Raw genomic sequence first — 22,856 nt, forward strand, 5'->3', positions numbered from 1 at the left:
TTATTATAGATATGAACTAAACCATCTATTTACAATCCAAATACATATAAAAAGAGATTACCCTTATGTAGCTCCAACTACACAAAGGAATAATCTCTTTTTTTATAATGTATTGTTTTGATTTCCTTTTATAGTGTACGATTTATGTTTTCTAGTATCTAAATACGCCCAATGAAGTATAGAAAACATTTACTTATGTTTTGCCTCGAGTTCTAATAAATATTGCTTTCGATCAAGACCTCCTGCATATCCAGTTAACTTGCCATTGCTACCAATTACACGATGACAAGGAACAATGATAGAAATTGGATTGTGCCCTACAGCACCCCCTACGGCTTGAGCAGACATTTTTTCTTTACCTTGCTTTGTAGCAATCTTTTTACCAATATCTCCATAGGTCGTAGTCTCCCCATATGGAATTGTCTGTAAGATAGACCATACAGACTTGCGGAACTCTGTGCCCTCTAACTCAATTGGTGGTGTAACAAAAGGTTTTCTACCAGAGAAATATTGATCTAACCACATAATAGTCACTTCAAAAGGACCTGTTTTTTGTTCTATATAATCTGCATCATCATACGTAGGTGCGTGACTTTCATCAACAAAAAACAAATCTGTTAAGTATGATAATGTACCAAGCATAATCATGGTTCCTAATGGACTTTCATAGGTATATTTATAATTCATAGTACATTAACTCCTTCTTAAGATAACAAATCATTCAACACTTTTAGTATATCATCATTAAATGCTATTGTATTATGCTGAATTTCAAATGGAATCGTTTGCTTTTCCATATTAATTAGCACATATAATGCATCTATATTATCGTCTGCCATCCGCATAAATGGATATTTAATAATCATGGGCGTATTAAATCCCACACCTAATTCTAACAATACAATAGGTTTATCTTTATGCTTCTCTACAAAAGCGGTATATCCTTTCTGCGCCGCATACCAACCTTCATCTTGAACAAAAGTGCTATCAATACGAAGATTCATGGTCATTGATCTCCCACATTTAGGACAATGAGGAATCAAGTATGTAGGAATTTTCATATCTCTTTGCTCATCTACCATACGCTGTACTTGTTCTTTATTATCATAGGTCTTTTGATGACATGGCTCTGAGCACTGCCACAACCCATAATCCCCCTGCATGTAGTAAAACTTATTTTTATCTACACCGGCTAATTGCATTTGATGATCTACATTTGTAGTAATGACAAAATAGTTTTTACCTTCTAATAATTTCATTAACTGAAGATAAGGTTCACCGACTTGTATGTCATATCGATTATAGTACGTAAGACGGCTAAAAAACGCCCAATATTCTTCCAGACTTTCATAATTATAAAATCCGCCTGAATACATGTCGGTTATACCATATTTTTTGTAAAAGTCGTCAAAGTATTTGTGAAAGCGTTCACCACTATAGGTAAATCCTGCTGCAGTTGACATTCCTGCACCTACACCGACTAATAAGGCATCCGCATTGTTAATCGCTTCTTTTACACGATGTATATTATCCCAATAATTTGTTGTAGATGTCATAATCTATATCCTTAAATACATTAAATACCACTTGGATTTTACTATTACTTTCTTTTAAATAGGTTCTCACAGTATGGACTGCAATTTGTGCCGCCTCTTCATTAGGAAATCTAAACTCACCGGTAGAGATACAACAGAATGCAATGGAATGTAAGTTGTAAGCATTGGCTAGTTGTAAACAAGACCGATAGCAAGAAGCTAATTCATTTCGCTCTTTATCTGTTACCTCTTCGTAAATAATAGGTCCCACCGTGTGAAGTACATGCTTTGCCGGCAAATTATACCCATAAGTCATACGAGCTACACCCGTTTTTTCAGGCATTTCCATATACTCAGTCATTCTTGCACATTCCATACGAAGCTCAATACCAGAAAAGGTATGAATAGCGTTATCAATACACTTATGATTTGGAGCAAAACATCCGAGCAATTTATTATTGGCTGCATTTACAATAGCGTCTACAGATAATCGAGTAATATCTCCTTGCCACAGATAAATCTGAGGCTCTCGCTCTTCCATATCATTAATGGTTACGATTCCCTTTTCACGGGCTAATGTAATTAAATATTCATCCTCTATCTTCATCCATTCAAGAGGCATAGCACCAGCAGGACGAATATTACATAGTGCTCTAAATAGAGTAAACTGTTCTTTTTCACTTACGGGAATATCTATATATTCGTTATGTTTCTCTTTATATTCTGCTACCAATCCCTCTAAAAGATAGCGTAATCGTTCCTGCTGTGTCATATATAACTCCTAAATAGAATTAACTGGATTATAAACCTATTATATAGTAAAAAACTGCTAGCACATAATATGCTAGCAGTAACTTTACTGATTAGTATTATATCAAAAACTAAGGTCTAACAAAAGCTTGACCACCATGATTAAAGAGGATATCTCCATCTAGTACTTTAGTAGTAACCCCTTGTAGACTACCTTGGATTTGGCTCATCATAAAGCGATAGCCTGGGCTATTCAAGTGTTTAATAAGAGCTTCCTGATCGCTATAAATCTGAATAACGTACCAGCGATTCTTTGCGTTTCTTTCACGAAGCACATAACCAGCCTTATAACCCGCATCGTCCCGAACGGCACGTTCCATATCGAGTTGATATTGTCGTTGTACCGTATCGATTTCATTGCTATCAACAGTAAACTCAGTTAAGGTAACTACTGCCTTACCATCATTGACGATAGATAATGCATCTTTCTTTTCAAATAAAAGTACAGACTGTACATCGTACATCTTACGATTTGTTAATTTAGAACCGACTTCATTAACAAATGCTTGATAATGGTCAGATTTGCGATGTGCTTCAATGGCAGCTAAATCTTTATAGATTTCAACTACATAAGACTCCGAAGGATTCCCCTTTACATGAGCCACATTCATGGACAATGTATTAGGCTCTTTTTCCATAGATGCTGTCAGATTGGCTACACCTGCACTATTATAAGTTCCTTGTAGCTCTACAGGTACTTCGAAACGATACATACCTACACTAGGTGCTGTATCTACAGATTGATCCCGTTCCATAACAAGAGCTGCAAAAGATGTGCTTACACCTAATACGGCAATAACAGATGTAACTATCATACGTTTTAATAATGTTCTATTCATAGATCTTCCTAAACTGCTCCTAAAACACTTCAAAATTACAATGTAATATATTCTACTATTGTACCATGCTCTTCAATAAGTTTAACTAGTTCTTTGCCTTGAAGCCACACGGTCGCATCATTTTGGTTCGGATGTATGCCGATTAAATTATTTTCGTAGTCCGCATCAATATAATAATGTACCTTACGGTCCTCATCATGGAGCAAGCAAAATGGAGATACATGACCTGGTTTAATCTTCAATATATCCCATAGTTCTTCTTCGGAACCAAAAGAAATTTTTTTAAGTTTGTGATCTTTACGAAATTGTTTTAAATCTACACGCTTTGATCCACGAACGGTAATTAAATAGTAATGCTCCCGCTTATGGTCTCGAATAAATAGATTCTTCGCATCCCACTCAGGATACGGCAACTGCACATTTGGCTTATCGTCCATACTAAATAATGGTGCGTGATCTGTAATTTCAAAATCGATATGATGGTCACGCAAACAATCATATACGCCTTGTTTATCTAAATTCATTATTACTTCCACATAATATCAACTAAATCTATAGACTTTTCTAATAATAGTTTACCCATAAAGGTTGTGTTCCAACAGCCTTTTCAACAGAACTTATCCAATCTGCAACTTCTTGAAGCCTAATTGATAACACTTCATAATCAATAACACCTTCATCTGCATCATCCCATAATTTATTCAATGCAGATTTAACTCCCTCTTCAGGAAAAAATACCCCATCATGTTCAAAACTATCAAACAATGCGCCCGTTCCATTTTTTTCGCAAATTCCATTTGAATTAATTAACCATCCGTCAAAAGTTCTCTTAATTATATATATCTCTTCATGAGCATATCGACGAGTGTAAACAATAAATTTCATTTCTCGATTTAAGCTCAAATCACTTTTATTAGACAAAATAATCCCTTCTTTTTTTATCTCAGTTAATAATGCATTTAGACAATCTATATTATCATAGAATTTTATTGTATCCACCTCTGGGTCAAGCCTTCTATTAAAAAGTAAATATTTATTAAATATAGGCATATTTCCCCAGTGTAATAACGGTAATATACACTCAATTTTTTTTAATATATCTCGGTATTCTTCAGAGTAAAAATTTTTATATCGATTTCGTTTTATATCTTCATAATACCTACCATATATTCTTATAAAATCAGCTTCTGCAGCGCATAAAGAATCCTTTATAATGGTTCTAGATAAAAATACTTTTTCCAGAAAATTTCTCATAACCGAATTTAGTATAAATACATTACTTTCTTCTGTAAAAAACTCAGAAACGAAGTATTTAAAATCATATTCCTTAAAAGCAAACCAGTTTTTAATTTCTGTTTTTGTAAATATATAATTATCAATTATTTCTTTATCAATCAAAAATTTAACTATATTGATTTTAAGATTTCGTATACGCACCTTACTCCATAAACTTTCATTTTCAGAATCACTCATAATACACCTTAAATATTTACTCTATACAACTAATCGAAAAACACGGACAACCACCATGACAAAATTGATAGTGTTCACAATTCATACATTTGTTCGATTTAAAAAACAATGTCTTTCTTATCTGATTAAAAACTAAGGAGTTTTGCCAAATCTCCAATAAAGAGGTACTTAAAATACTTTCACCGTTTAACCCTTGACCACACATAAACGAACAGGGATAAACCATCCCTTGCTCAGATATAAATGCTGAATACCTTGATGCTTCACAATAATCTACACTCTCTAGAACTAGACTATTTTTAATCATAGTTAGATGTGATATCATGCAGCTATCAAAACCTACTTGACAACGTGAAAAGTTAATTACATCATATAAAAATGTTGATAATTCTTTTGTTGATTTCAAGACAGTTCTTTTCTCTAGACCAACTGGTTTATAATTCAAAAATATTATAGCATTTACCTTATCAATTATTTCTAAATTTAAAAGATCTCTAGCTTTCGAAATATTATCCGCATCTAATACAAAATGAATATTTACCTTAATATCACGATTAAAACATTCTTCAATAAGTGTTATTGCATTATTATATGGTTCGTACCAACTAACGGCCAAAGCACCGCAATATACCTTAGTAGCATCTAGAATTTCTGAAGTCATACCATCTCCATTTGTCGTATATGATGGTATTATATTATTTTCTCTAGCAATTTTTAAAAAATCAACAAAATCAGGATGTTGGTTGGGATTTCCTCCTCCTAATGCTACTTGAAATACTTTTAATTCTTTTGCTTCATTAATGATATCTCTATATAAAGAAGTACTCATATGTTTGCCAACTTTACTAGAATTTCTATAGCAAAATGAACAGTTTCTTTCACAATAATTTGTAATAGAAATATCAAGTAATTCTGGACCTGATTTTTTCCAGTTATTACAATTATCAGCTCCATCTAAACGAATAGTTTTTCCAGTATTCTCATCAAATAGAGCTTTATAACCATATTTATCACTAATAAAACGCATTACCATCCACTAATATTTCCATTAAAGTAAATATCATCCTCACATACTATAAAACTTTCACAACAAAAATATACTTCTGCAACTGTCTCAGCATCAGATCGAAATGTACCAAAAAAAACATCTTGACCCATATTTATAAGTTCTGTTACTTTGCTAATAGTATTTTCATTAAAACCTTCTTGTTTCAAAAAATTCTCTATATCTATACAATGGGGATCCTCTTTTATAACATCGATAATATTTCTTTTATTTACCTCAATAGAGTCAAATAAATCTTCAAAAAACTTATTGAGTATACATTTATTTTCTACTCCAATAGATTCTAGAAAAGAGGACTTATTAAGATCATTTTTTGTAGAAATAATAAATGATGTAGATGAGCTATTTGTTACAAAACCATTTCTAATCTTCATAACTAACCTCTACCAATAACCGATTAATAATTATTAGAATTTCATCATTAAACTCTATAAGATTCTGTATATTATAGCTATTGCTATAAGGATTTAGCTTCCATAATATCTCATTATCCTTAAAAGATAATTTTTCAATATCCTCATAGTCAATTAATTCTTTATTGTATAAGAATTGTATAAAAGATGAATACTCATTTTTGTAATATTTTTCATAAAACTCAGTTAAATTTATACCACCTGATAAAATATTATTTAAAATGCGCTTAACATAATATTCACCAAAAGAGTCTTTTCGCATTCCACAATTTTTAATTATTTGTTTAATAATAAATTCTGGTGTAATATCTGACTTCACTTTTAAGTAATATGTTTCATCTAATCTAATAATTATACACATCTTATTTCTCCCATATATTAGTTAGCTGATCAAAAATACTTCTATAATTATCCTCTATTATATGAGACTTTAAATTACAAATTCTATTATTACAGTTAGCTTCATTTAAAACTGAAAGAATATCATTCACATTCTTTTTTATAAATATATATGTATTATTAATACCAACGTATTCTTCAAGTATTTCTAAAGATTCAGATGGAATGATAGAGTAAGCTTTTTGCCATAAGTCATTAATTAAATTGGGCATTATATGATAAATAAATATCGATAATTTTAACGCATCAACATAATTTCTTCGCTCTACTAAAATCTCAAAATTATCAATTGATCTTTTAATAAACTCATCACCCAATATCACATAATTATTATAACTAAAAGCTTGTTCATATCTATTATTTATTTTAAATGGAAACAACTTTCGAATAATCACATCATATTTTCCAGGAGTTTTAGAAAACTCTAGTAAAAAATCAAACAACACATCAATAGAGCTATTTTTAAAATATCCACGATCTCGACGATTTATTAAAAATTTACATATTTGTATACTATAAGGACCTCCATTAAAAAGATGCTTCTTCCATAATTGAATATCATCCTCCCTGATATATGAGTCTTCTAAGTTCCATATATTTTTCCAATATATAGAACTATAATTTGAATACTTTTTAATGATATTTTCAATTTCTGATGACTCAGTTCTTGATAGGAAAAAGATATACTTTTGTACTCCTTCTAATATACTCCACTTATTATCATGCATATCTCTCCAAAATTTTGGGAAAATCTCAGCTGCCTTTTCTAAACGTACTATATATCGAGTCAAACAATAATCACGAAACTCATCAAAAGTAAAGCTTATTATTTCATCAACATCCTCTACAAATCCCTTTTTTAATCTAAATTCTGTTTTAAAAATTACATCGGATTCCAATAATTGATAAGCAATTTGTAAATCTTCTGAATTTAGTTCATCCAATCGTATATGTGAAAATTCTTTAGTATCAATCATAATCTCAGCAATGTGTTCTATAAGTTTATCAAATAGATTTCCATTAATTTGATTCCCACTATTAATTAACTCTAATTTTTTTAAATCATAATATTTCTGAAATAAAGAATATTTGTATATATCATATAAATGTACTTGACGTTTCTTTTTATTGACTTCACAAAAAAATCTAAGCAATAGAGTATCTCTAGTTAATTGATCATAGACTGCCTCTGGTAATGTACTTTCTAAAATTTCTACATCAAAAAACTTTAAATAGCCCTTGAAAATTCTTTTTTTAGATAAATCAGACCTAAATTGCCTCATATTCATTCTACAAAATTGTCTTCCAAAATTATCATCGGATAGCATACCGAAACGCTCATCATACTTTTCATTCCTTGTAGATAAAATTATTTTTATATAAGGATACTTTAATAATTCTGAAATTGATGATTTTATATAGTTTCCAAAATTATTAAGTGTTGTATTTTCATTAAGACCATCAATTACAATAACAATAAAAGTTCCTGTTATCTCCCACAGTTTCATCAATGACTTTTTAACATACTCTTTTTCCCATTGATTATTTATAGTAATTACCTCTAATATTTCTGTTGCCGGATTTTCAATAAAGCTTGAAGCATTGAAATAGAATGTTGGAATATTTCTTTTTACAAGAAAATTAGATGTAAAATCACATAAAAAATTAGTTTTACCTTGGCCAGCATTATTAGTAATTACTACTATACGTTTAGAAATAAACTCCAAGTAATTAGCTATTTGTTTTAGCTTAAATTCAATAGAATTATTAAACATACTTCTATGAATAAAAAAATCTTCAAGATTCTCTGAATCGTTATAATCAATCTTTTTTTTAGCTATTTCAATTATATTAATATAATGTTTTATTTTTGCATCTACATTGCTCAATTGATTAAAAAAATTATTAGGAGAAATTTTTTCTGAATATTCTGCAAAAGAAATCTCTTCGCCCTTTAAAACTTTATTTATATTTGAATAATCTAATGATTGTAATTCATCAATTGATTTACTTAAAAATAAAATTGGATCACTAAAGTATCTCATATTCTCTTTAAAAATATCATCTTCCACAAAGATACTAGGGATATATTTCGCGCTCTTCTTATTTTTTTCAATTTCACATAATGTTTGACTTTTACTAGTATCTAAAAGTTCATCTATATATTTACTTTGAGTAATCGCTTCACCAGGCAAATATTGTCTAAACTTATTTATAGATGTAAATCCAATTCCCAATACACCAGATTGATCCGTAACTTGTATTTGAACTATCCCCACGGCTCGACTATTAAGAATTATAGGGGATCCAGAAAGACCACTATAATCTTGAAGTTTCCCCTTTATAATACTTCCAACTTCATAGTCACAATGTATGAGTGTATTATTACTAGGATATATACCTTTTCCACTTAAAGAATGTTCTATAAGTAAATATGATCTATAACCTTCTATTTCCACTCTATCTTCTTCAGAAAAAATTTCTTGATCAGTAAAAAATAAAGTATCTGATTGCTCATAAAATAAATCTTTAAATTTTAAATCATGTATTTTAATTAATGCTATATCATTACCATGAAAAATAACATCACCCTTAAAAGTTTCATTTAGATATTCAACATTAACACGTTCATCAGGTGAAATGACATGTTCAGCCGTAATTACAGTACAACTATCAATTACTATACCGGTACCATACTTTTCAACTTCTTCTTGTTTTATCTTCACAATATTTGAATACATGTCTTACTCCAAATCATTAAAAGTATATTTTAGATTTCCCAAAATAAGTCTTGTATTTATAAGTTAGCTCTAAATTAGATAAAATTGCTTTTCTTCTAATATCATAATTAAAATAAAGTTCAGAAACATCCGATTTTATAAGTCTTGCTAAAAATTCGTCTTCAGGGTGATTGCGACGGCCATTTGTAGAAATGAATGCTTTATTAAATTTAATATTCTCTAATAAAGCAATATTGGGTTTAGTTGTTCCATGATGAGAAATTTTAACAAAATCATATTTATTACTAGCGACTTTAATCCAATCAGAACTTTCAGAATCTGCCATAAAAAGAAATTTTCTACCTTTATATGACATCTCAACAACAATTGATGCACGATTAACATCATTCATTGGGGCTAATGAAGATGTTCCAATCCAAGAATCTATATCTATTGGTGATACACCAATTTGTGAGACTGGAATATCAGATATGGCTTCACGCCCCATACTTAAGAGCATATTTTGTAAAAAAGTTAAAAAATCCTTTTTCTTCAATTCATAATTGGGGCCTAAAGAATCAATACAAACTTTATTAATCCAAGATTCTAAGTTTAATAATAGTTTTTGATTAGGATTTAAACATCTAATAGAATACTCTCCTTGTTTTAATCTAACACCTTCAACTATTGGTCTTCCATCATTGATAGAATTGAGATTATAATGATTTTCTTCACATAGCAATTCAAATGTCTGTGCCAAATTTGCAGAAATCAATCCCGCTCCAGAACCTATGAGACCTAAAAATTGTTCAAAAACCTTACCATATTTTTCTTCATTTTTACTTGATAATTTCTCGACAACATGTTTTTGTAATATAGTACTATGTTTTATCAGATTAAAAATCCCATTAAACCATATTTCTTCAATCTGAATTATATTTGGATTTAAATTATCACCATTATCCTTTAAAAATGAAATAGCCCCTCCAATATGATCTTCATCATAATGGGTAATAATAAGAAGCGAAATTACATAATCTTCACTAGATAATCTTAATAATAATGGCTTTAATTCATATTCATACGTTGATTTATATCCACAATCAATCAAAATACATCTTTTATTTGCTAATTGTAGAAGCACACAATCTCCAGATTCCGCTTTCAACAAATGAATAATATTACATATATTCATAGTAATTCAGTTCCTATAATCATATAACATCATATAACAAAGTTTAATAGCAAATAATTTGCAAATAGAATCATAATTTTAGTAATTTAGTTCTACTTATTGGGGAATTTTATAGGTACCATCAAATACAAATAATTCAGGATGTTCATGTACGAATGATTCTTCATAGATTCCATCATATTCATATACTACATCATCTTTTTTATCGAGAAAATCGAACAACTCCTCTTCATTTTCCCAGTCTTTCAAAATGGTCCATCGTTCTTCCCTATCAAATGGAATGGACCCACCAAAATAATCGATTACAGATTGTAAATTATCTGCTAATGGATCCATCTTGAAGAGGCGTAAGCCAGCTAGAGCATCCTTCCATACAATACCCGTAGAGTTATAGAAGAACTGATGATGACCACCATTATTAACCTCTGCGAAGTACCAAGATATAGCATTAAGGTATCGCTGTTCTAAAGTAAAACCTTTAGCAGATTCTAAATAGTCATCATAAGAACCATAAATATTGATAGTCCAATACGCAGGCTCATTGATAGTCCACATATCATCTGTAGCTTGGATTTCTTCAATAGTAATGGTCCGATGACGAGGTACACCTTCTCGTTTCTTCTTTTTCTCTGCTACATAATTGCTATAAGCTTTACATAACTCAGGATACTCTGCTTCACACTGTTCAAAGTCCATCTGCATATAGCACATATCAATGACTTCAAAACAGTACGATTTTATATCATCCAGATTCTTTTCCTGAGCTAAACGTACGCCCTGATCTACTAATCTTAGCATCTGTTTCATAATATCTGATGTATACGATTCATTATTATCTAAAGCAATGGCTCCATACGCATAGGCACAGCGATAATACCACACCGCATCACGATATTTTTCATCAATAGACTCTAATACCTTAATTGCCTCTTTTTCATTGCCATTATTGTTATAAGCTCTACCGAGCTCACCTAACAGAGATATAGATAAATTTTCTGTGCCCACACTAGTTAACACATCAATAATAGTTTCTACTTGTTCAGTATCATTAAGATCTTTAACAGTTTGTAATTGCTCTATATCAGAAAGTGCTTTAAATTGTTCAACCGTTAATGTCATTATGCCACATCCTGTCGTATTACAAATATAGTCTTATAGTTAACATTATTTAGAAACTAGCTACCACAAACAATAAAGAATACAGGTATACTATCTTCATTATCTATAAGTCCGTAACCTTCACATTCATGACCTTCGTATTCAATACCTTCAAAGAATACGTGATCACCAAGTTCTTTATTAGCCATTAAATTATGCAATTTAAAGAGCAATTCTTCTCTAGTAAAATATGTACCATTATCCGCCACAAGATGAGCCATAATTTCTACCTGCCACATGCCATCTTCTTTATCTTCTTCAAGTAATTCCTCATCGGTAACACGTTCATTATCAAAAAGTTGATCTTCACTTTCAATCCAAGCTTCATAGGTTACTAGAATTTCCGGTTCTTCTAATCTATCGTCGTCATCTGCTTCATCATCTACATATTTCTTTACATTTTCATTGTATTCTTTGGAAAACTCTTCTCTGCTATATGTTTGCTTATTAAATACCCAATGTACTACATCATATGTAGGATAGTTATCTTCTTCGCATTCATTAATATCTCCAGTAACTTTACCTTCCGTAGTAGCTTTACCTTCTGTAGTATCTTTACTATTTTTCTTATCAAAAAGATTCTTAATGGTTTCAAATATCACAGGATAATCCTCCTTGTACTCTTTTGGCTTAATTTTAAATAGTTGATACTTTACTACTTCACAGCACCAACCAAGCTGTTTATCTAAGTGAGCTTCTTTCGTCATTTTTATGCCTGTCTCTATTAACTGTAATGCCTTCTGTACATGTTCAGATTCGTAACATTCACCACATCCTAACATCGCATGAGCATAGCCACAACGATAATACCAAGACCAATCACGATGTGCCTCATCTATACGATTAAATAAATCGATAGCCTCTGCTGCCCGTCCATTATTGTTATACATACGTCCTAAGGTGCTTAGCAATATAGAGGACAAATTATCGATGCCTATATTATTAACAGCTCCATCGCACGCTTGATATCGATATCCTCTTGACCATTAAGGAACTTAACCTTTTCCGCATCACTTAATTCTTGAAACTCTTCGTTCGTAATGTCTTCTATACTGATATATAAGCCCTTAATAAAATCACCAAAGTTATCTGCTAATAGAGTAATTGAGTAATCACATTCTTGGTCTACACGGACAACCTTAGGTTCGCCTATAGGACCACACTCACGATAATCGAGGAAAATCATGTCATGCCCACCAGAAATCGTATCGGCTACAACGACACCGATAGGGGGATATTTTACTTTCGAAATCCAAAATTCATTCCCTATCTCACCTAAAAGAGAGTATTTCTTATCTCTATCGATGCCATATATACCTGTTATATATACACAATCCCTATTATCATTGATAAAACAATTTTTATTTACTACACCACCATTATGGTTTTTAAGTAACTCAATATAAGCTGCCGGCAATGTATACCCTAGATTTGCTTCAGCTGCTTTAATATCCTCATCAGTAACAGGTTTACCTATATAGGATTCAAATGCATAATCAACATCGTTCCAAAATCCGTTCCAATCAAAGTCTTTTAGATTACTCATAATACTCTCTCCTAGTTAAATAGATTATTTTAACCAAATAGTTTCTCATCAGTGGAATATTCTTTAATTAAAACTTTTACCCTGCGTCGTAACAAAATGGTATCAACAATATAGGAAAAAATGATATAAGGAAATACATTTATAATCGCTATAGGGGCTAAAATAACTGCTACTCGCAATAGGTCAAGTGAATATGCATACCATTTAAAATCAATGGTATTTATAATGGGTATAACATAGTCTATTACGCTTACTTCCCATTGCATTACGGGGTTTAGTTCTTCACTAGTTCCTAATAGCCAAACGAAACTTACAGCAAAGATCAAACAATATAATATGCCAACAGGAATCAATATCTTCGCTCTCTTTTTTAACAGATTACGACAAATCTCATGTTCTTCCTCTGGTGTTACATCATATACCATATTGCATTGAATCTGAATCCGTCTAAATCGATAGCGAATATACTTATACAAAAGGTTATTCGGTGTATATAGCATAATAAGCTCCACATATACGTTATAATGGGGAAAACATTAAGAATATATTAGCCATCTATGGCAAAATAATGCAAATCTTTAAATTCATCATCCCAAAATGTAAAGGAAAAGATATGGGTATCATCAAAGGTTTGCTCGCAATAGGTTACAGCATCACGTTCGGGTTCAATAATAGGCGTACCAATACGTCTTTTCACTTCTTCAATGGTTATCGTCCCATACCAATCGCTTATTTCGTTATAGATGAAAGTAACAATTGTATCTATATTCTTATGGTAATTAACAGCTAATAACTTTGCCGTATCTAAATTAGCATCTGTTGGTTTCTCATCCCAGCAAAACTGTATTCCTTCGTAGGATATGGTATATTGTCTTAACTGTTCATCATATATTGCAGAATTAGTTATCATTTGTACCCTTCACATAGCTTTCCATCTTCGGTCTTAAATCTAACACTATTTCCCAACTATCTAATGCTGGCACCTTATGATGTGCAATAAAATCTGCTATTATCTGTAATACCTCTTGGGGGCCTTGCTCATTTTTACCATATATAATAGCGCCTTTCTCACCATTATTAGTTACACTAATTTCTGTATGTAATAAATCAGTATCTTGATCACTACAAACTTGTACAAAGTTATACTTTTTATTATCTATTAAGATTGCATTTAATGGTAATATAACTACAAAATCTTGCTCTTGATCTTGAATAGCATATAGATTTTGCTCAACTTCATTCAGTGTAATACCTTCATATTTATAAGTACCTACATCAATTGACCAATCAGTATATGTTTTATCGAAGTCAGCTATCATATATATCCTATTCTCCTTAACTACATATTAAAATTACCTTATTTTAAAATAAAGTTTCTAATTGACCTGACATATCCGCCATAAATTCATCAAATTTACAAAGTTCTCGTAACTCTTGATGTTCTATATCATAACAACTAATCTTTTTACTTTTAGGATCCCACACAATTTGCCACTCATTATACTCGCCTAGTTCTTTAGATAAACGCAATAGATTACGACGACCTAATTTAAATGGAATCGTATCAATAAGTGGGAAGAACTCTATAGATATAAAATCGGAGTCTGGTAATTCAAAGTAAAGATGATCGCCCTCTAAAAAATTTACTAATGCTTTTGGTAATTTAAAGGGCTTTAACTGATCCATCTTATTCTGTATATCATGGAACTCAGCAGGCTCTAAAGATTTAAAATACTCTGCCATTTCCATATCGCCCTTTTCAATGGCAATGCTATAGGGACGCATACCATCCTTTTCCGTAATGGTTACATCAGCACCATGTTCTACCAAGTATTTACACATCTTTAAGTCTACATACCGAGCTGCTACACACAATGGGGTTGGTTTAAAGGGATATACAGAATCAGGCTTGTTGTAGTTAATATCTACACCATTGTGGATGAAAAAATCTAGGACCTCATAATTTCTATCTGTAATGGCATTTCTGAAAGCTCGACCACCATATTGCTGTACCGTATGGCCTAAGTCATGAATAATCTGTAAGTGATTATATTTCTTGCCATATAAGGCAGCTTGAAAAGCATCTACTTTCACACGGTTCAAAGCATGAACATTGGCACCATGAGCCACAACATAATCTATAATCTCTTTATTACCATATCTAACAGCTAATAAGAAACTAGGATTTTCTGCCTCATTAAGATTAGCACCATGTTCTACTAACCATTGAACACTTGGCAAACAACACATGACTAAAGCTAATTCTAAGGGTGTATGCTCACTATATTCATCATTTTCTATGACTTCATGAATATCCCAACCAGCCGCCAACGCCGACACAAGTGCAAGTAGATTACCCTCAATAATATCCGTCACTATTTTAGGCACAGATTCAAAAGTACCTAAATCTTTTATCTCTATCATGTCTCTCTCCCATGAACTATATTTTTAAAATGATTATCACTAATTACATTATATTACATTTATAAGTATGATTGTATAGTAAAAGCCCCTCGTATAAGCGAAAGGCTATCATATATCAAATACAATTCTAAAATCTCAATTTATCTTTTCATAACGAAATAACAAGAACATTAATAAATTTTAATCCATGCACATTTAAAAATTGCATTCCACAGATAGTCTATTTACCATGACGCTTGGCAACTTGACAGATAATCTCTTCATCACTCTTTTCATCACTTGGATTAGGAGAAAAATAAAAACTAAGATTCTGATCTTCTCTATATTTATAATATAAAAAAGATCTTAAAGTACGAGCCTTATTACTATTTTCTATAGTTCTAGTATTCTTATGACCATTTGTACTCCCATTACGTTTAACATCATAACAAAATATTGCATCAGGATTATTACCTTCACATCTTGAACCTTCTAATCTCCTAAGCAAATCGCTCTTTTCCTCTATTTTCTTAACAGGTATAAACTTTGCAAAAATTTTCGAAAAATCAATAAATAAGTCACGATTAGCATCGCTTCTATTGATATTAAAAAATTTAGCGAACTCATCTCTACTATTAAAATATATTTCCCAAAAATCTGCATAAGCATGAATAGAATCTTTAACATTATTGCCTCTAATAAATTCTAATTTTACTTTTGCATAATCACTTGGTTTTCTCTCGTTTTCGTTATACACTTTAAGAATTACTACATAATTTTCACTCTTATACTTAAACCAAAAAGTATCGATTATCCATTCATTTTCCTTCATACTCTTTAATAACTTTCGAAGATTTTCAAATCTAACCTCAGCCACAAAACGCACCACCTTCTATTTTGATAAAACTAATCTTATAAATATTATCTAACAGCGTCAAACTCTTCACAATTCAGTTTTGCTTTTAAATCTCTAAAATATATTTTTTGTTGTCGTTTCAAATATAAGCTTATAAATGGCTTAAGTATTGATTTTTTAGAAACAATATTTTCTGTAAAATCTAGAATCGTTTTATCTCCCTCCGCATAAAATTTTCCAACCCAAGTACCCTTAATATTTTTATTTTCTATCTCAAATATCCATGACTGGTATTTGATACATTCTGTAATTTTAAAATAAGTTTCAATACCATCCTTTGTAATCTCTATAAAGTTATGCTCATCTATAATTCTTACATCTTTTAAATCACTTCTCCATGAATAATCATTCAGATTTGTCACTGTATCCCATACTATTTCTATTGGACATATTAATGTAGCTCTTAAATTAGAAACTGCCATAGTAATCACCTCAAATATATTAAAAATACACATAATCAATAAAAGATGGATTAAACTCTTTAACCTACTTACATATCTCTACAACCCCCTTAATAATATTCATATTAATATAAGTAGTATTCATAACATGATAATATTCAGAAACATATTTCAATGATATACTTAAAATAGTGTATTTTTATTTATTAAAGGGTTGTGTGTATGAGAAAAAGTAAATGTAAGAAAAAAGCAAGTGGTTGCAATCAAACCATTACCTCGAAAGCTCTATTATTTTCCATGATTTTAACGGCTATGAGTGGTCAAATTGTAAATGCCATTGACAAGAATGTAACAGATGAACCTGTACCATTACCAACTTATAATGTGACTGTGACAGCTACAAGAACAATGGAAGACATTGTATGTTTCTGTTGTAACAACGGAAGATATTGAAGCGCGAAGAGCTGATACGGTAGCAGATGCTCTACAAATGTTGCCTGGTGTTTATAAAAGCCAAAAAGCCAATGGCGGCTTACAAATCCGTGGATTTGACTCTACCAATACATTAGTACTACTTAATGGTGTACCAATGAATAATACATTTAATAATAGTGTTGATTGGGAAGCTATACCGGTACATTCAATTGAACGAATTGAGCTAGTACGTGGCCCTAGCTCTTCTTTATATGGTGGTAGAGGTGTGGCAGGTGTTATCAGCATACAAACGAAACAAGCAGAACCAAAACAATCCGTAAAAGACATTCATTGGCATGGTCAAGTTGGATATGGCTCTCATGGAACACTGAATGACGAGTTAGGCTTTGACGCTCGTGTATCAGATCGTGTTGCTGTTGGTATGTCTTTTGAACAAAGACGTACCGATGGATATCCAGGTTTCTTCATTACTGGCAAAGCAGCAAAAATCAAACCTAATACAAAAACAGTGACACCTGATAATCCTGTACCACAAACCAAAGATGGTGCCTATCTATTAGGTAGTCGAGGTAATAAGTCATATAATAATAAAAGTCTTTCAACCTATATAACGATGAATCTACGTGACAAGGAAGCTTTAACATATTCATATCTATACACAAAAAATAGATATGCCTATGAAAATCCTATGAGTACGATTACAGTAAATGGTAAACCAGTTTTCTCAGGAAACATCAAAATAAATGATCAAAAATATGTGGCTCTTAGAACAAGTAGATATTTAGGCTATGATGGATTGAAAGAATATCACGCTCATAATTTACAATATAAAAATGACAAGAGCAAATTACAAGTTATTTTTAATGTATTGGATCGCAAGAAAGACGGATTCTCTAGTCCTAATAGTCCAAACACACCAAACTATAATGGACCTGGCGATGACTCCTTCTACCCTGGAAAAACAATTAACTTAGATGTACAAAAAATCTGGGACCGTATGGGTAAACATACTCTTGTTGCTGGATTAAACTGGAAAAAAGAAAACTTTGATCAAAAACGAAGAGAACTAACAAATTGGAGAAATCATTCCTCTTTTGATTCTACAACATATCCAGGTGGATTGTATGAAATTAACAAAGGCGCTACTAACAATCTAGCATTATTCATACAAGATACTTATCGACCTAATAATGATTGGGCAATTTATACAGGGCTTCGTATAGACCGATTTAAAAAGTACCATGGACAACACGTTACGTATGATAAGGTTAATAAAAAATATGACACCGTAAATCATGGAGAAGGCACATATACAGAATTGAGTCCTAGATTGGCTATTGAACATTATTTGAATGACTCTTTGAACGTGTATGCTTCTTACGGACACTCCTTTAACCCACCTCCATTGAGCCAAGTGTATCGATATAGTGATATTGTAAAAGCCAATCCTAACTTAGATCCAGAACGGTCTGACTCATTTGAAATTGGTCTAAAAAAAGAATGGAATACAAAAACAACATTAAATGTATCTGGATTCTATGTAAAAACAAAAGACAAAATAAAATATGTAACCTATTATGATCGTAATGGTGATGTAGATTATAAAATGTATAATAATGTGGACCTAGAAACTCGCCGTGGTGTAGAACTAGAAGTTCGACATAAATTATCATCAAAATGGTCTGTATTTGGAAATTATACTTGGCAAATGGGCCGTATTAAACACAAAGAACTTCCTAATACAAATACTAACGAATATACGGAAGTAAATTATGATATTCCTAAACATATATTCCATGCAGGGCTTGAATATACTAGTGGCAAATGGAATGCACTTTGGGATACTCAATATGTAAGTCGTCGTCAATCTGTAGATGACATTACTGGTCAATATGGTTCTGAGGATAGTTACTTTATTTCTAATATAGCTATGAATTATAAGTTCTCTAAAGAGGCGACATTGCAGTTTGGTATTCAAAATGTATTTAACCGCATATTCTTTAATGATGAAGCAACAGCCGGTCGTACATACTCCGCAAGTATGAAGTTTAAATTCTAGTAATCATTGGTCAAATTATAGTAAAAGCCCTTCATATATGATATGTACCCCCTTTACTGGACAACCAGTAAAGGGGGTACATATCACTATGCGAAGGGCTTCTCTATTATTTGTCTATTTCGAGTCCATTGATAAAAGCAAACTTAACCATATCAGCTCCATAAAACTCTCCTTCATCTAATAAGATACTTTCCTTCGGCAAGTCTTTCAAATGATTATAAAAGCCAATATATTTACTGCTTAACTTATCTTTTTCTATTATCTTATTAAAATACTGCTCAGCCTTAGCTTTTCCACCAAAGTGATAAATATAATACAGTAAATTATGATCAATTATATCTCCATCTATAAACTTTTCAATATTACTTTCTGTATCTTCAAAATCATCAAATATTGGCATGATATGTTCCTCAAGTAATTTGCTAACTTCATCTACAGTATACTGATAGCTTGCTCCTGCTAATTGCCACCAGTGCCAAGCTTTTCTATTTAATAAGCTTCCAAGCTCTCCGCCATAAACAAATCCATTATGATAATTAGCCTTCTTCATATCTTTTGAATAAATAAAAATATGTGGAACAAATTCTACACTACACGCATAATTATTTCTGTTAGCCTGAAAACAGATTTCAAAGGTAAGATCTTTATTTTTAGAGATTTTCTTTAACTTCTGACCTTTACCGGTCACCTTAAAATCTGGAAAATGACTCGCTATATCTTGCCACGCTTTTTCACATACCTCTCTAGGCTTCAATGTCATACTAATACTCCTCAAATATCTTATAACTTATTGATATTAATTATATTACATCTACTAGTATGAGTGTATAGTAAAAGCCCTTCGCCTATGTGAAGGGCTAATCTATTATTTTTCTTGTACTTGTTTTCCACTCATATGCTCAATGGTGATTTCAAACATCTGTGTTGCTCTCCCATTACGAGCAATTTGTTCATCAGCTAAAGTTTCATCAGGATAATACTTCATAGCAAATTCTTTTAATCGCTCTATAGATTCTGGTCCAGCCTCTAATAAACGACACCGCCCAAACACAACTACGCTTTGTACATACGGTGCCCAGAATTCAGATTCATCAATACGCTCATTACCATATACGGTAAAACATACCTTATCTGAAGTTTTCAATGCATCTACTTTATGACCCGCTTTAGCTCCATGAAAGTAAATTTTCCTCTTATCAGAATCATAAAAATAATTGATAGGAATAGCATACGGATAGCTCTCATCACCATTCATAGCAATAATTCCACGACGATTAGATTGTAATAAAGCTTCTGCAGCACTATGGTCTATTTCATTTATCTTTTTACGAACTGGTTTAAACATATATATCTCCTAATTTTTCTTACTAATTGTATTTACAAGATACATGAAAGTACCACTATTAGTATTATCAACTTTAGAATACTCTTTCCAGTTTATGGGATACATACCCGTTAATACTATGGGTGCTTCCATTCCACGCATTGTTCCTTTTCCTGTATTAGCGTCCCAATTCATGCATCCAGTTTTAATAGAACCATTCTCAATAGAAAATTCAGCATATGTACAATTTACCTTTGTCGGAGGCTTTAGATAAGACATCTCACTAGTTATCTTAATAGTATAACCTTCAATAAATTTACTAGTCTTATCCCTGAACTCCTCTATACGCATAATATCTTTTAAATAATTATAGCAGCCTTGATCCTTAGCCCCTTGCTCCTTCAACACATACACTTCATCATTTATAGTTTTAATGCATCTTTTTGTCGTATATTTAAGCTCAATAGGAATCCATTTACCATTTAATATAACAAGAATATCAAGATGTAAGCTAGGATTAAATTCAGGCACAAATTCTAATCGAATTTCACAATCAGGGTATTTCTTTTTTATGAGCCAAGCTAAGCTAAACTGAAAGTCTGCTTCAGAATGAAATATTGGTCGCCACATACTCAATAGGTGCATTATCTCATGAATATCTAAGATTGATTCCATAACACATACCTCATCGAATACAATACATCTATTTATTCTAATTATATTACATTTATAAGTATGAATGTATAGTAAAAGCCTTCAGATAAGTGAAGGGCTTTTAGTCTAGACAACAAAATATCATTATTGATTATTTTAATATCCACGATATTCATGCAATAAGTGAGATAGTTTATTATTCAACTCTATAAAATTTATCAAATAATGCTCATCTATATAAAATTGTTGATTGGTAATTCTATCTTTTGTAGCTAAAATTTGCTCTTCTTTAGATGACGTACATCTGAAACTATGAATGATGCGATTTCTCTTATAAACAATATCTGAAAATAACTCGGCTATTTCTGCACCAGCATTTTTCGTAATTGTTTGAGCAATAGGCGATTTAAGTTGGCCTGATTCTTTATCAATCAAGTCATACCAAGAATAATCACTATCTGTATTAATAATGTTCTCTATAATAAAACCATTATTAGAGATAAATACTGAAATAGCCATCCCCAACAAGTAAACATACTCGTCCTTAGGTAAAGATATCCTAGCAAGTGATCGAAGCTCCATTTTCTTACTCCTTTAAAAGATACGACTTATATTATTTATCTACAAGAAGAAATAGTCTCATAATAGTTTATAAAATATCAATTTAAATAGTTATTTGTCTATCACTATATATTCTTGTTTCAAAATAACCATAGCCTAAATTTGACGCCTTCCAGTCTCCAGCAACTATAATAAATTTATCTTTATTTTCAAATACCATATTTCTTATCTTTTTATAAAGGTTTATATCAGAAATAGATAATATAAAATGATAATTAGGATTTGCTACAGGGGCTACTAAATAAATCTCATTTTTATCACTATCGTAAAAGCGACCTTTTACACAAGACTCAATTATTTTAAAGCCGAAAACACCTTTAGGATACCAGTATGCAGTTCTATCATCTAAAATCATTCTTCCAATTTTCTCATTTCCATATGAGTAATTAGGAGGAAATCGTTTGCATATAGAATATATCTGCTTTATTGTACTGAGTGTGAGATTATAATATTCACCATATGAAGATTTTTTAGAATTCCCACTTGAATTTTTCGGATTCTTCTTAACTAAAAGATTTTGCATCGCATTTTCAAAAGAAAAATTTAATTCATTAAATTTATTGTCATCAAAAGCGACTGAACTATTTGCATAAGGACAATTAGCAATATGTTTATACGCAGATTTAGTTGCTCTAAAATATGCTTTCCGAGAGCCATCACCAGCACATACAAATAATTTACTATTACATAGCGGATTTGGACAATAAAAAGATTTATCCCTATTTTCTTCAAGAGCCTCACTTGCTAGTATTAAATCTTGTCTTTCTTTATCTCTATATGCATGGTTAGCCAAAGAATCATCTCCATTTATAATTAACCAACTTACTAACCCCATTATTATATTTCCTATAAAATTTACTATAATTGAATTTCTCTCCCGCTCTTACAT

25 protein-coding genes and 1 pseudogene are annotated in these 22,856 nt (G+C 31.3%); 2 read left to right on the plus strand and 24 right to left on the minus strand.

Translation table 11 applies throughout. The features are described from left to right. Window positions 1-189 precede the first annotated feature (189 nt). From FNLLGLLA_RS05965 to FNLLGLLA_RS06055, 19 genes and pseudogenes are all read right to left on the minus strand, one after another. On the minus strand, window positions 190-687 hold the full coding sequence (locus FNLLGLLA_RS05965) for a methylated-DNA--[protein]-cysteine S-methyltransferase (RefSeq protein ID WP_156697492.1): 498 nt from the start codon (window positions 685-687) through the stop codon (window positions 190-192). Between the two features lie 17 nt (window positions 688-704). Next, entirely contained in the window at window positions 705-1,556 is an 852-nt protein-coding gene (locus FNLLGLLA_RS05970; protein WP_174892326.1) for an SIR2 family NAD-dependent protein deacylase, read from the minus strand. After that, entirely contained in the window at window positions 1,528-2,307 is a 780-nt protein-coding gene (locus FNLLGLLA_RS05975) for a protein-ADP-ribose hydrolase (RefSeq protein ID WP_156697490.1), read from the minus strand. The genes FNLLGLLA_RS05970 and FNLLGLLA_RS05975 overlap by 29 nt, the downstream gene beginning before the upstream one ends. 109 nt (window positions 2,308-2,416) lie before the next feature. After that, window positions 2,417-3,184 carry a putative quinol monooxygenase gene (locus FNLLGLLA_RS05980; RefSeq protein WP_156697489.1) on the minus strand — a complete coding sequence of 256 codons (768 nt, stop codon included), beginning with the start codon at window positions 3,182-3,184 and terminating at the stop codon, window positions 2,417-2,419. Window positions 3,185-3,219: 35 nt separating this feature from the next. Further along, the gene (locus FNLLGLLA_RS05985) at window positions 3,220-3,708 is read right to left on the minus strand and encodes a prolyl-tRNA synthetase associated domain-containing protein (RefSeq protein WP_156697488.1); all 489 of its coding nucleotides are present in this window, start codon (window positions 3,706-3,708) and stop codon (window positions 3,220-3,222) included. A gap of 40 nt (window positions 3,709-3,748) precedes the next feature. Then, window positions 3,749-4,657: a hypothetical protein gene (locus FNLLGLLA_RS05990; protein WP_156697487.1), complete on the minus strand. Its 909-nt coding sequence runs from the start codon at window positions 4,655-4,657 to the stop codon at window positions 3,749-3,751. A gap of 16 nt (window positions 4,658-4,673) precedes the next feature. Beyond that, a complete protein-coding gene (locus tag FNLLGLLA_RS05995; protein ID WP_174892327.1) occupies window positions 4,674-5,684 on the minus strand; it encodes a radical SAM/SPASM domain-containing protein in 1,011 nt (336 codons plus the stop codon). After that, on the minus strand, window positions 5,684-6,097 hold the full coding sequence (locus FNLLGLLA_RS06000; protein ID WP_156697485.1) for a hypothetical protein: 414 nt from the start codon (window positions 6,095-6,097) through the stop codon (window positions 5,684-5,686). Before FNLLGLLA_RS06000 ends, FNLLGLLA_RS05995 begins: the two co-directional genes overlap by 1 nt. Next, window positions 6,087-6,497: a hypothetical protein gene (locus tag FNLLGLLA_RS06005; protein ID WP_156697484.1), complete on the minus strand. Its 411-nt coding sequence runs from the start codon at window positions 6,495-6,497 to the stop codon at window positions 6,087-6,089. The genes FNLLGLLA_RS06000 and FNLLGLLA_RS06005 overlap by 11 nt, the downstream gene beginning before the upstream one ends. A 1-nt stretch (window position 6,498) precedes the next feature. Then, a complete protein-coding gene (locus tag FNLLGLLA_RS06010; RefSeq protein WP_156697483.1) occupies window positions 6,499-9,276 on the minus strand; it encodes a serine protease in 2,778 nt (925 codons plus the stop codon). 16 nt (window positions 9,277-9,292) lie between these two features. Next, window positions 9,293-10,399, minus strand: a complete 1,107-nt coding sequence (locus FNLLGLLA_RS06015; protein WP_174892328.1) for an MBL fold metallo-hydrolase — start codon at window positions 10,397-10,399, stop codon at window positions 9,293-9,295. A 147-nt stretch (window positions 10,400-10,546) separates the two neighbouring features. After that, the gene (locus tag FNLLGLLA_RS06020; protein WP_156697481.1) at window positions 10,547-11,569 is read right to left on the minus strand and encodes a DMP19 family protein; all 1,023 of its coding nucleotides are present in this window, start codon (window positions 11,567-11,569) and stop codon (window positions 10,547-10,549) included. Between the two features lie 56 nt (window positions 11,570-11,625). Continuing rightward, window positions 11,626-13,154, minus strand: a pseudogene (locus tag FNLLGLLA_RS06025) (SMI1/KNR4 family protein). 29 nt (window positions 13,155-13,183) lie between these two features. Continuing rightward, on the minus strand, window positions 13,184-13,654 hold the full coding sequence (locus tag FNLLGLLA_RS06030; RefSeq protein ID WP_156697480.1) for a glycosyl transferase family 4: 471 nt from the start codon (window positions 13,652-13,654) through the stop codon (window positions 13,184-13,186). A gap of 47 nt (window positions 13,655-13,701) precedes the next feature. Next, window positions 13,702-14,061: a hypothetical protein gene (locus tag FNLLGLLA_RS06035; protein ID WP_156697646.1), complete on the minus strand. Its 360-nt coding sequence runs from the start codon at window positions 14,059-14,061 to the stop codon at window positions 13,702-13,704. Continuing rightward, on the minus strand, window positions 14,054-14,473 hold the full coding sequence (locus FNLLGLLA_RS06040; protein ID WP_156697479.1) for a bacteriocin: 420 nt from the start codon (window positions 14,471-14,473) through the stop codon (window positions 14,054-14,056). Before FNLLGLLA_RS06040 ends, FNLLGLLA_RS06035 begins: the two co-directional genes overlap by 8 nt. Window positions 14,474-14,516: 43 nt before the next feature. Beyond that, complete coding sequence (locus FNLLGLLA_RS06045) at window positions 14,517-15,578, minus strand: ankyrin repeat domain-containing protein (protein ID WP_156697478.1); 1,062 nt, start codon at window positions 15,576-15,578, stop codon at window positions 14,517-14,519. A 220-nt stretch (window positions 15,579-15,798) separates the two neighbouring features. Then, window positions 15,799-16,434, minus strand: coding sequence for a DUF6037 family protein (locus tag FNLLGLLA_RS06050; protein ID WP_232054977.1), 636 nt, complete (start codon window positions 16,432-16,434; stop codon window positions 15,799-15,801). Window positions 16,435-16,478: 44 nt separating this feature from the next. Then, entirely contained in the window at window positions 16,479-16,895 is a 417-nt protein-coding gene (locus FNLLGLLA_RS06055) for a polyketide cyclase (RefSeq protein ID WP_156697477.1), read from the minus strand. Between the two features lie 201 nt (window positions 16,896-17,096). On the opposite strand from FNLLGLLA_RS06055, the gene FNLLGLLA_RS09815 reads away from it, so the two are divergent. Both FNLLGLLA_RS09815 and FNLLGLLA_RS06060 read left to right on the plus strand, forming a co-directional pair. Beyond that, window positions 17,097-17,327, plus strand: a complete 231-nt coding sequence (locus FNLLGLLA_RS09815) for a hypothetical protein (RefSeq protein WP_232054978.1) — start codon at window positions 17,097-17,099, stop codon at window positions 17,325-17,327. Next, window positions 17,293-19,368, plus strand: a complete 2,076-nt coding sequence (locus tag FNLLGLLA_RS06060) for a TonB-dependent receptor (protein WP_232054979.1) — start codon at window positions 17,293-17,295, stop codon at window positions 19,366-19,368. Before FNLLGLLA_RS09815 ends, FNLLGLLA_RS06060 begins: the two co-directional genes overlap by 35 nt. A gap of 106 nt (window positions 19,369-19,474) precedes the next feature. On the opposite strand, the gene FNLLGLLA_RS06065 is transcribed toward FNLLGLLA_RS06060, so the two are convergent. The 5 genes from FNLLGLLA_RS06065 to FNLLGLLA_RS06085 all read right to left on the minus strand — a co-directional run bounded on the left by FNLLGLLA_RS06065 (window position 19,475) and on the right by FNLLGLLA_RS06085 (window position 22,802). Continuing rightward, on the minus strand, window positions 19,475-20,128 hold the full coding sequence (locus FNLLGLLA_RS06065) for a DUF4304 domain-containing protein (protein WP_156697476.1): 654 nt from the start codon (window positions 20,126-20,128) through the stop codon (window positions 19,475-19,477). A 105-nt stretch (window positions 20,129-20,233) separates the two neighbouring features. After that, on the minus strand, window positions 20,234-20,713 hold the full coding sequence (locus FNLLGLLA_RS06070) for a pyridoxamine 5'-phosphate oxidase family protein (RefSeq protein WP_156697475.1): 480 nt from the start codon (window positions 20,711-20,713) through the stop codon (window positions 20,234-20,236). Window positions 20,714-20,722: 9 nt separating this feature from the next. Further along, the gene (locus FNLLGLLA_RS06075) at window positions 20,723-21,367 is read right to left on the minus strand and encodes a hypothetical protein (RefSeq protein ID WP_004693475.1); all 645 of its coding nucleotides are present in this window, start codon (window positions 21,365-21,367) and stop codon (window positions 20,723-20,725) included. Between the two features lie 135 nt (window positions 21,368-21,502). After that, window positions 21,503-21,928, minus strand: a complete 426-nt coding sequence (locus FNLLGLLA_RS06080; protein WP_004693473.1) for a hypothetical protein — start codon at window positions 21,926-21,928, stop codon at window positions 21,503-21,505. 82 nt (window positions 21,929-22,010) lie between these two features. Continuing rightward, a complete protein-coding gene (locus FNLLGLLA_RS06085; protein ID WP_004693472.1) occupies window positions 22,011-22,802 on the minus strand; it encodes a hypothetical protein in 792 nt (263 codons plus the stop codon). Window positions 22,803-22,856 lie beyond the last annotated feature (54 nt).

Source organism: Veillonella parvula, from assembly GCF_902810435.1.
Classification (GTDB): Bacteria; Bacillota; Negativicutes; order Veillonellales; family Veillonellaceae; genus Veillonella.

Bases quoted from the DNA above. Each gene is read 5' to 3' on its own strand.
- FNLLGLLA_RS05965 (WP_156697492.1), bottom strand. From the start codon at position 687: ATGAATTATAAATATACCTATGAAAGTCCATTAGGAACCATGATTATG.
- FNLLGLLA_RS05970 (WP_174892326.1), bottom strand. From the start codon at position 1,556: ATGACATCTACAACAAATTATTGGGATAATATACATCGTGTAAAAGAA.
- FNLLGLLA_RS05975 (WP_156697490.1), bottom strand. From the start codon at position 2,307: ATGACACAGCAGGAACGATTACGCTATCTTTTAGAGGGATTGGTAGCA.
- FNLLGLLA_RS05980 (WP_156697489.1), bottom strand. From the start codon at position 3,184: ATGAATAGAACATTATTAAAACGTATGATAGTTACATCTGTTATTGCC.
- FNLLGLLA_RS05985 (WP_156697488.1), bottom strand. From the start codon at position 3,708: ATGAATTTAGATAAACAAGGCGTATATGATTGTTTGCGTGACCATCAT.
- FNLLGLLA_RS05990 (WP_156697487.1), bottom strand. From the start codon at position 4,657: ATGAGTGATTCTGAAAATGAAAGTTTATGGAGTAAGGTGCGTATACGA.
- FNLLGLLA_RS05995 (WP_174892327.1), bottom strand. From the start codon at position 5,684: ATGCGTTTTATTAGTGATAAATATGGTTATAAAGCTCTATTTGATGAG.
- FNLLGLLA_RS06000 (WP_156697485.1), bottom strand. From the start codon at position 6,097: ATGAAGATTAGAAATGGTTTTGTAACAAATAGCTCATCTACATCATTT.
- FNLLGLLA_RS06005 (WP_156697484.1), bottom strand. From the start codon at position 6,497: ATGTGTATAATTATTAGATTAGATGAAACATATTACTTAAAAGTGAAG.
- FNLLGLLA_RS06010 (WP_156697483.1), bottom strand. From the start codon at position 9,276: ATGTATTCAAATATTGTGAAGATAAAACAAGAAGAAGTTGAAAAGTAT.
- FNLLGLLA_RS06020 (WP_156697481.1), bottom strand. From the start codon at position 11,569: ATGACATTAACGGTTGAACAATTTAAAGCACTTTCTGATATAGAGCAA.
- FNLLGLLA_RS06030 (WP_156697480.1), bottom strand. From the start codon at position 13,654: ATGCTATATACACCGAATAACCTTTTGTATAAGTATATTCGCTATCGA.
- FNLLGLLA_RS06040 (WP_156697479.1), bottom strand. From the start codon at position 14,473: ATGATAGCTGACTTCGATAAAACATATACTGATTGGTCAATTGATGTA.
- FNLLGLLA_RS06045 (WP_156697478.1), bottom strand. From the start codon at position 15,578: ATGATAGAGATAAAAGATTTAGGTACTTTTGAATCTGTGCCTAAAATA.
- FNLLGLLA_RS06055 (WP_156697477.1), bottom strand. From the start codon at position 16,895: ATGGCAGTTTCTAATTTAAGAGCTACATTAATATGTCCAATAGAAATA.
- FNLLGLLA_RS09815 (WP_232054978.1), top strand. From the start codon at position 17,097: ATGAGAAAAAGTAAATGTAAGAAAAAAGCAAGTGGTTGCAATCAAACC.
- FNLLGLLA_RS06065 (WP_156697476.1), bottom strand. From the start codon at position 20,128: ATGACATTGAAGCCTAGAGAGGTATGTGAAAAAGCGTGGCAAGATATA.
- FNLLGLLA_RS06070 (WP_156697475.1), bottom strand. From the start codon at position 20,713: ATGTTTAAACCAGTTCGTAAAAAGATAAATGAAATAGACCATAGTGCT.
- FNLLGLLA_RS06075 (WP_004693475.1), bottom strand. From the start codon at position 21,367: ATGGAATCAATCTTAGATATTCATGAGATAATGCACCTATTGAGTATG.
- FNLLGLLA_RS06080 (WP_004693473.1), bottom strand. From the start codon at position 21,928: ATGGAGCTTCGATCACTTGCTAGGATATCTTTACCTAAGGACGAGTAT.
- FNLLGLLA_RS06085 (WP_004693472.1), bottom strand. From the start codon at position 22,802: ATGGGGTTAGTAAGTTGGTTAATTATAAATGGAGATGATTCTTTGGCT.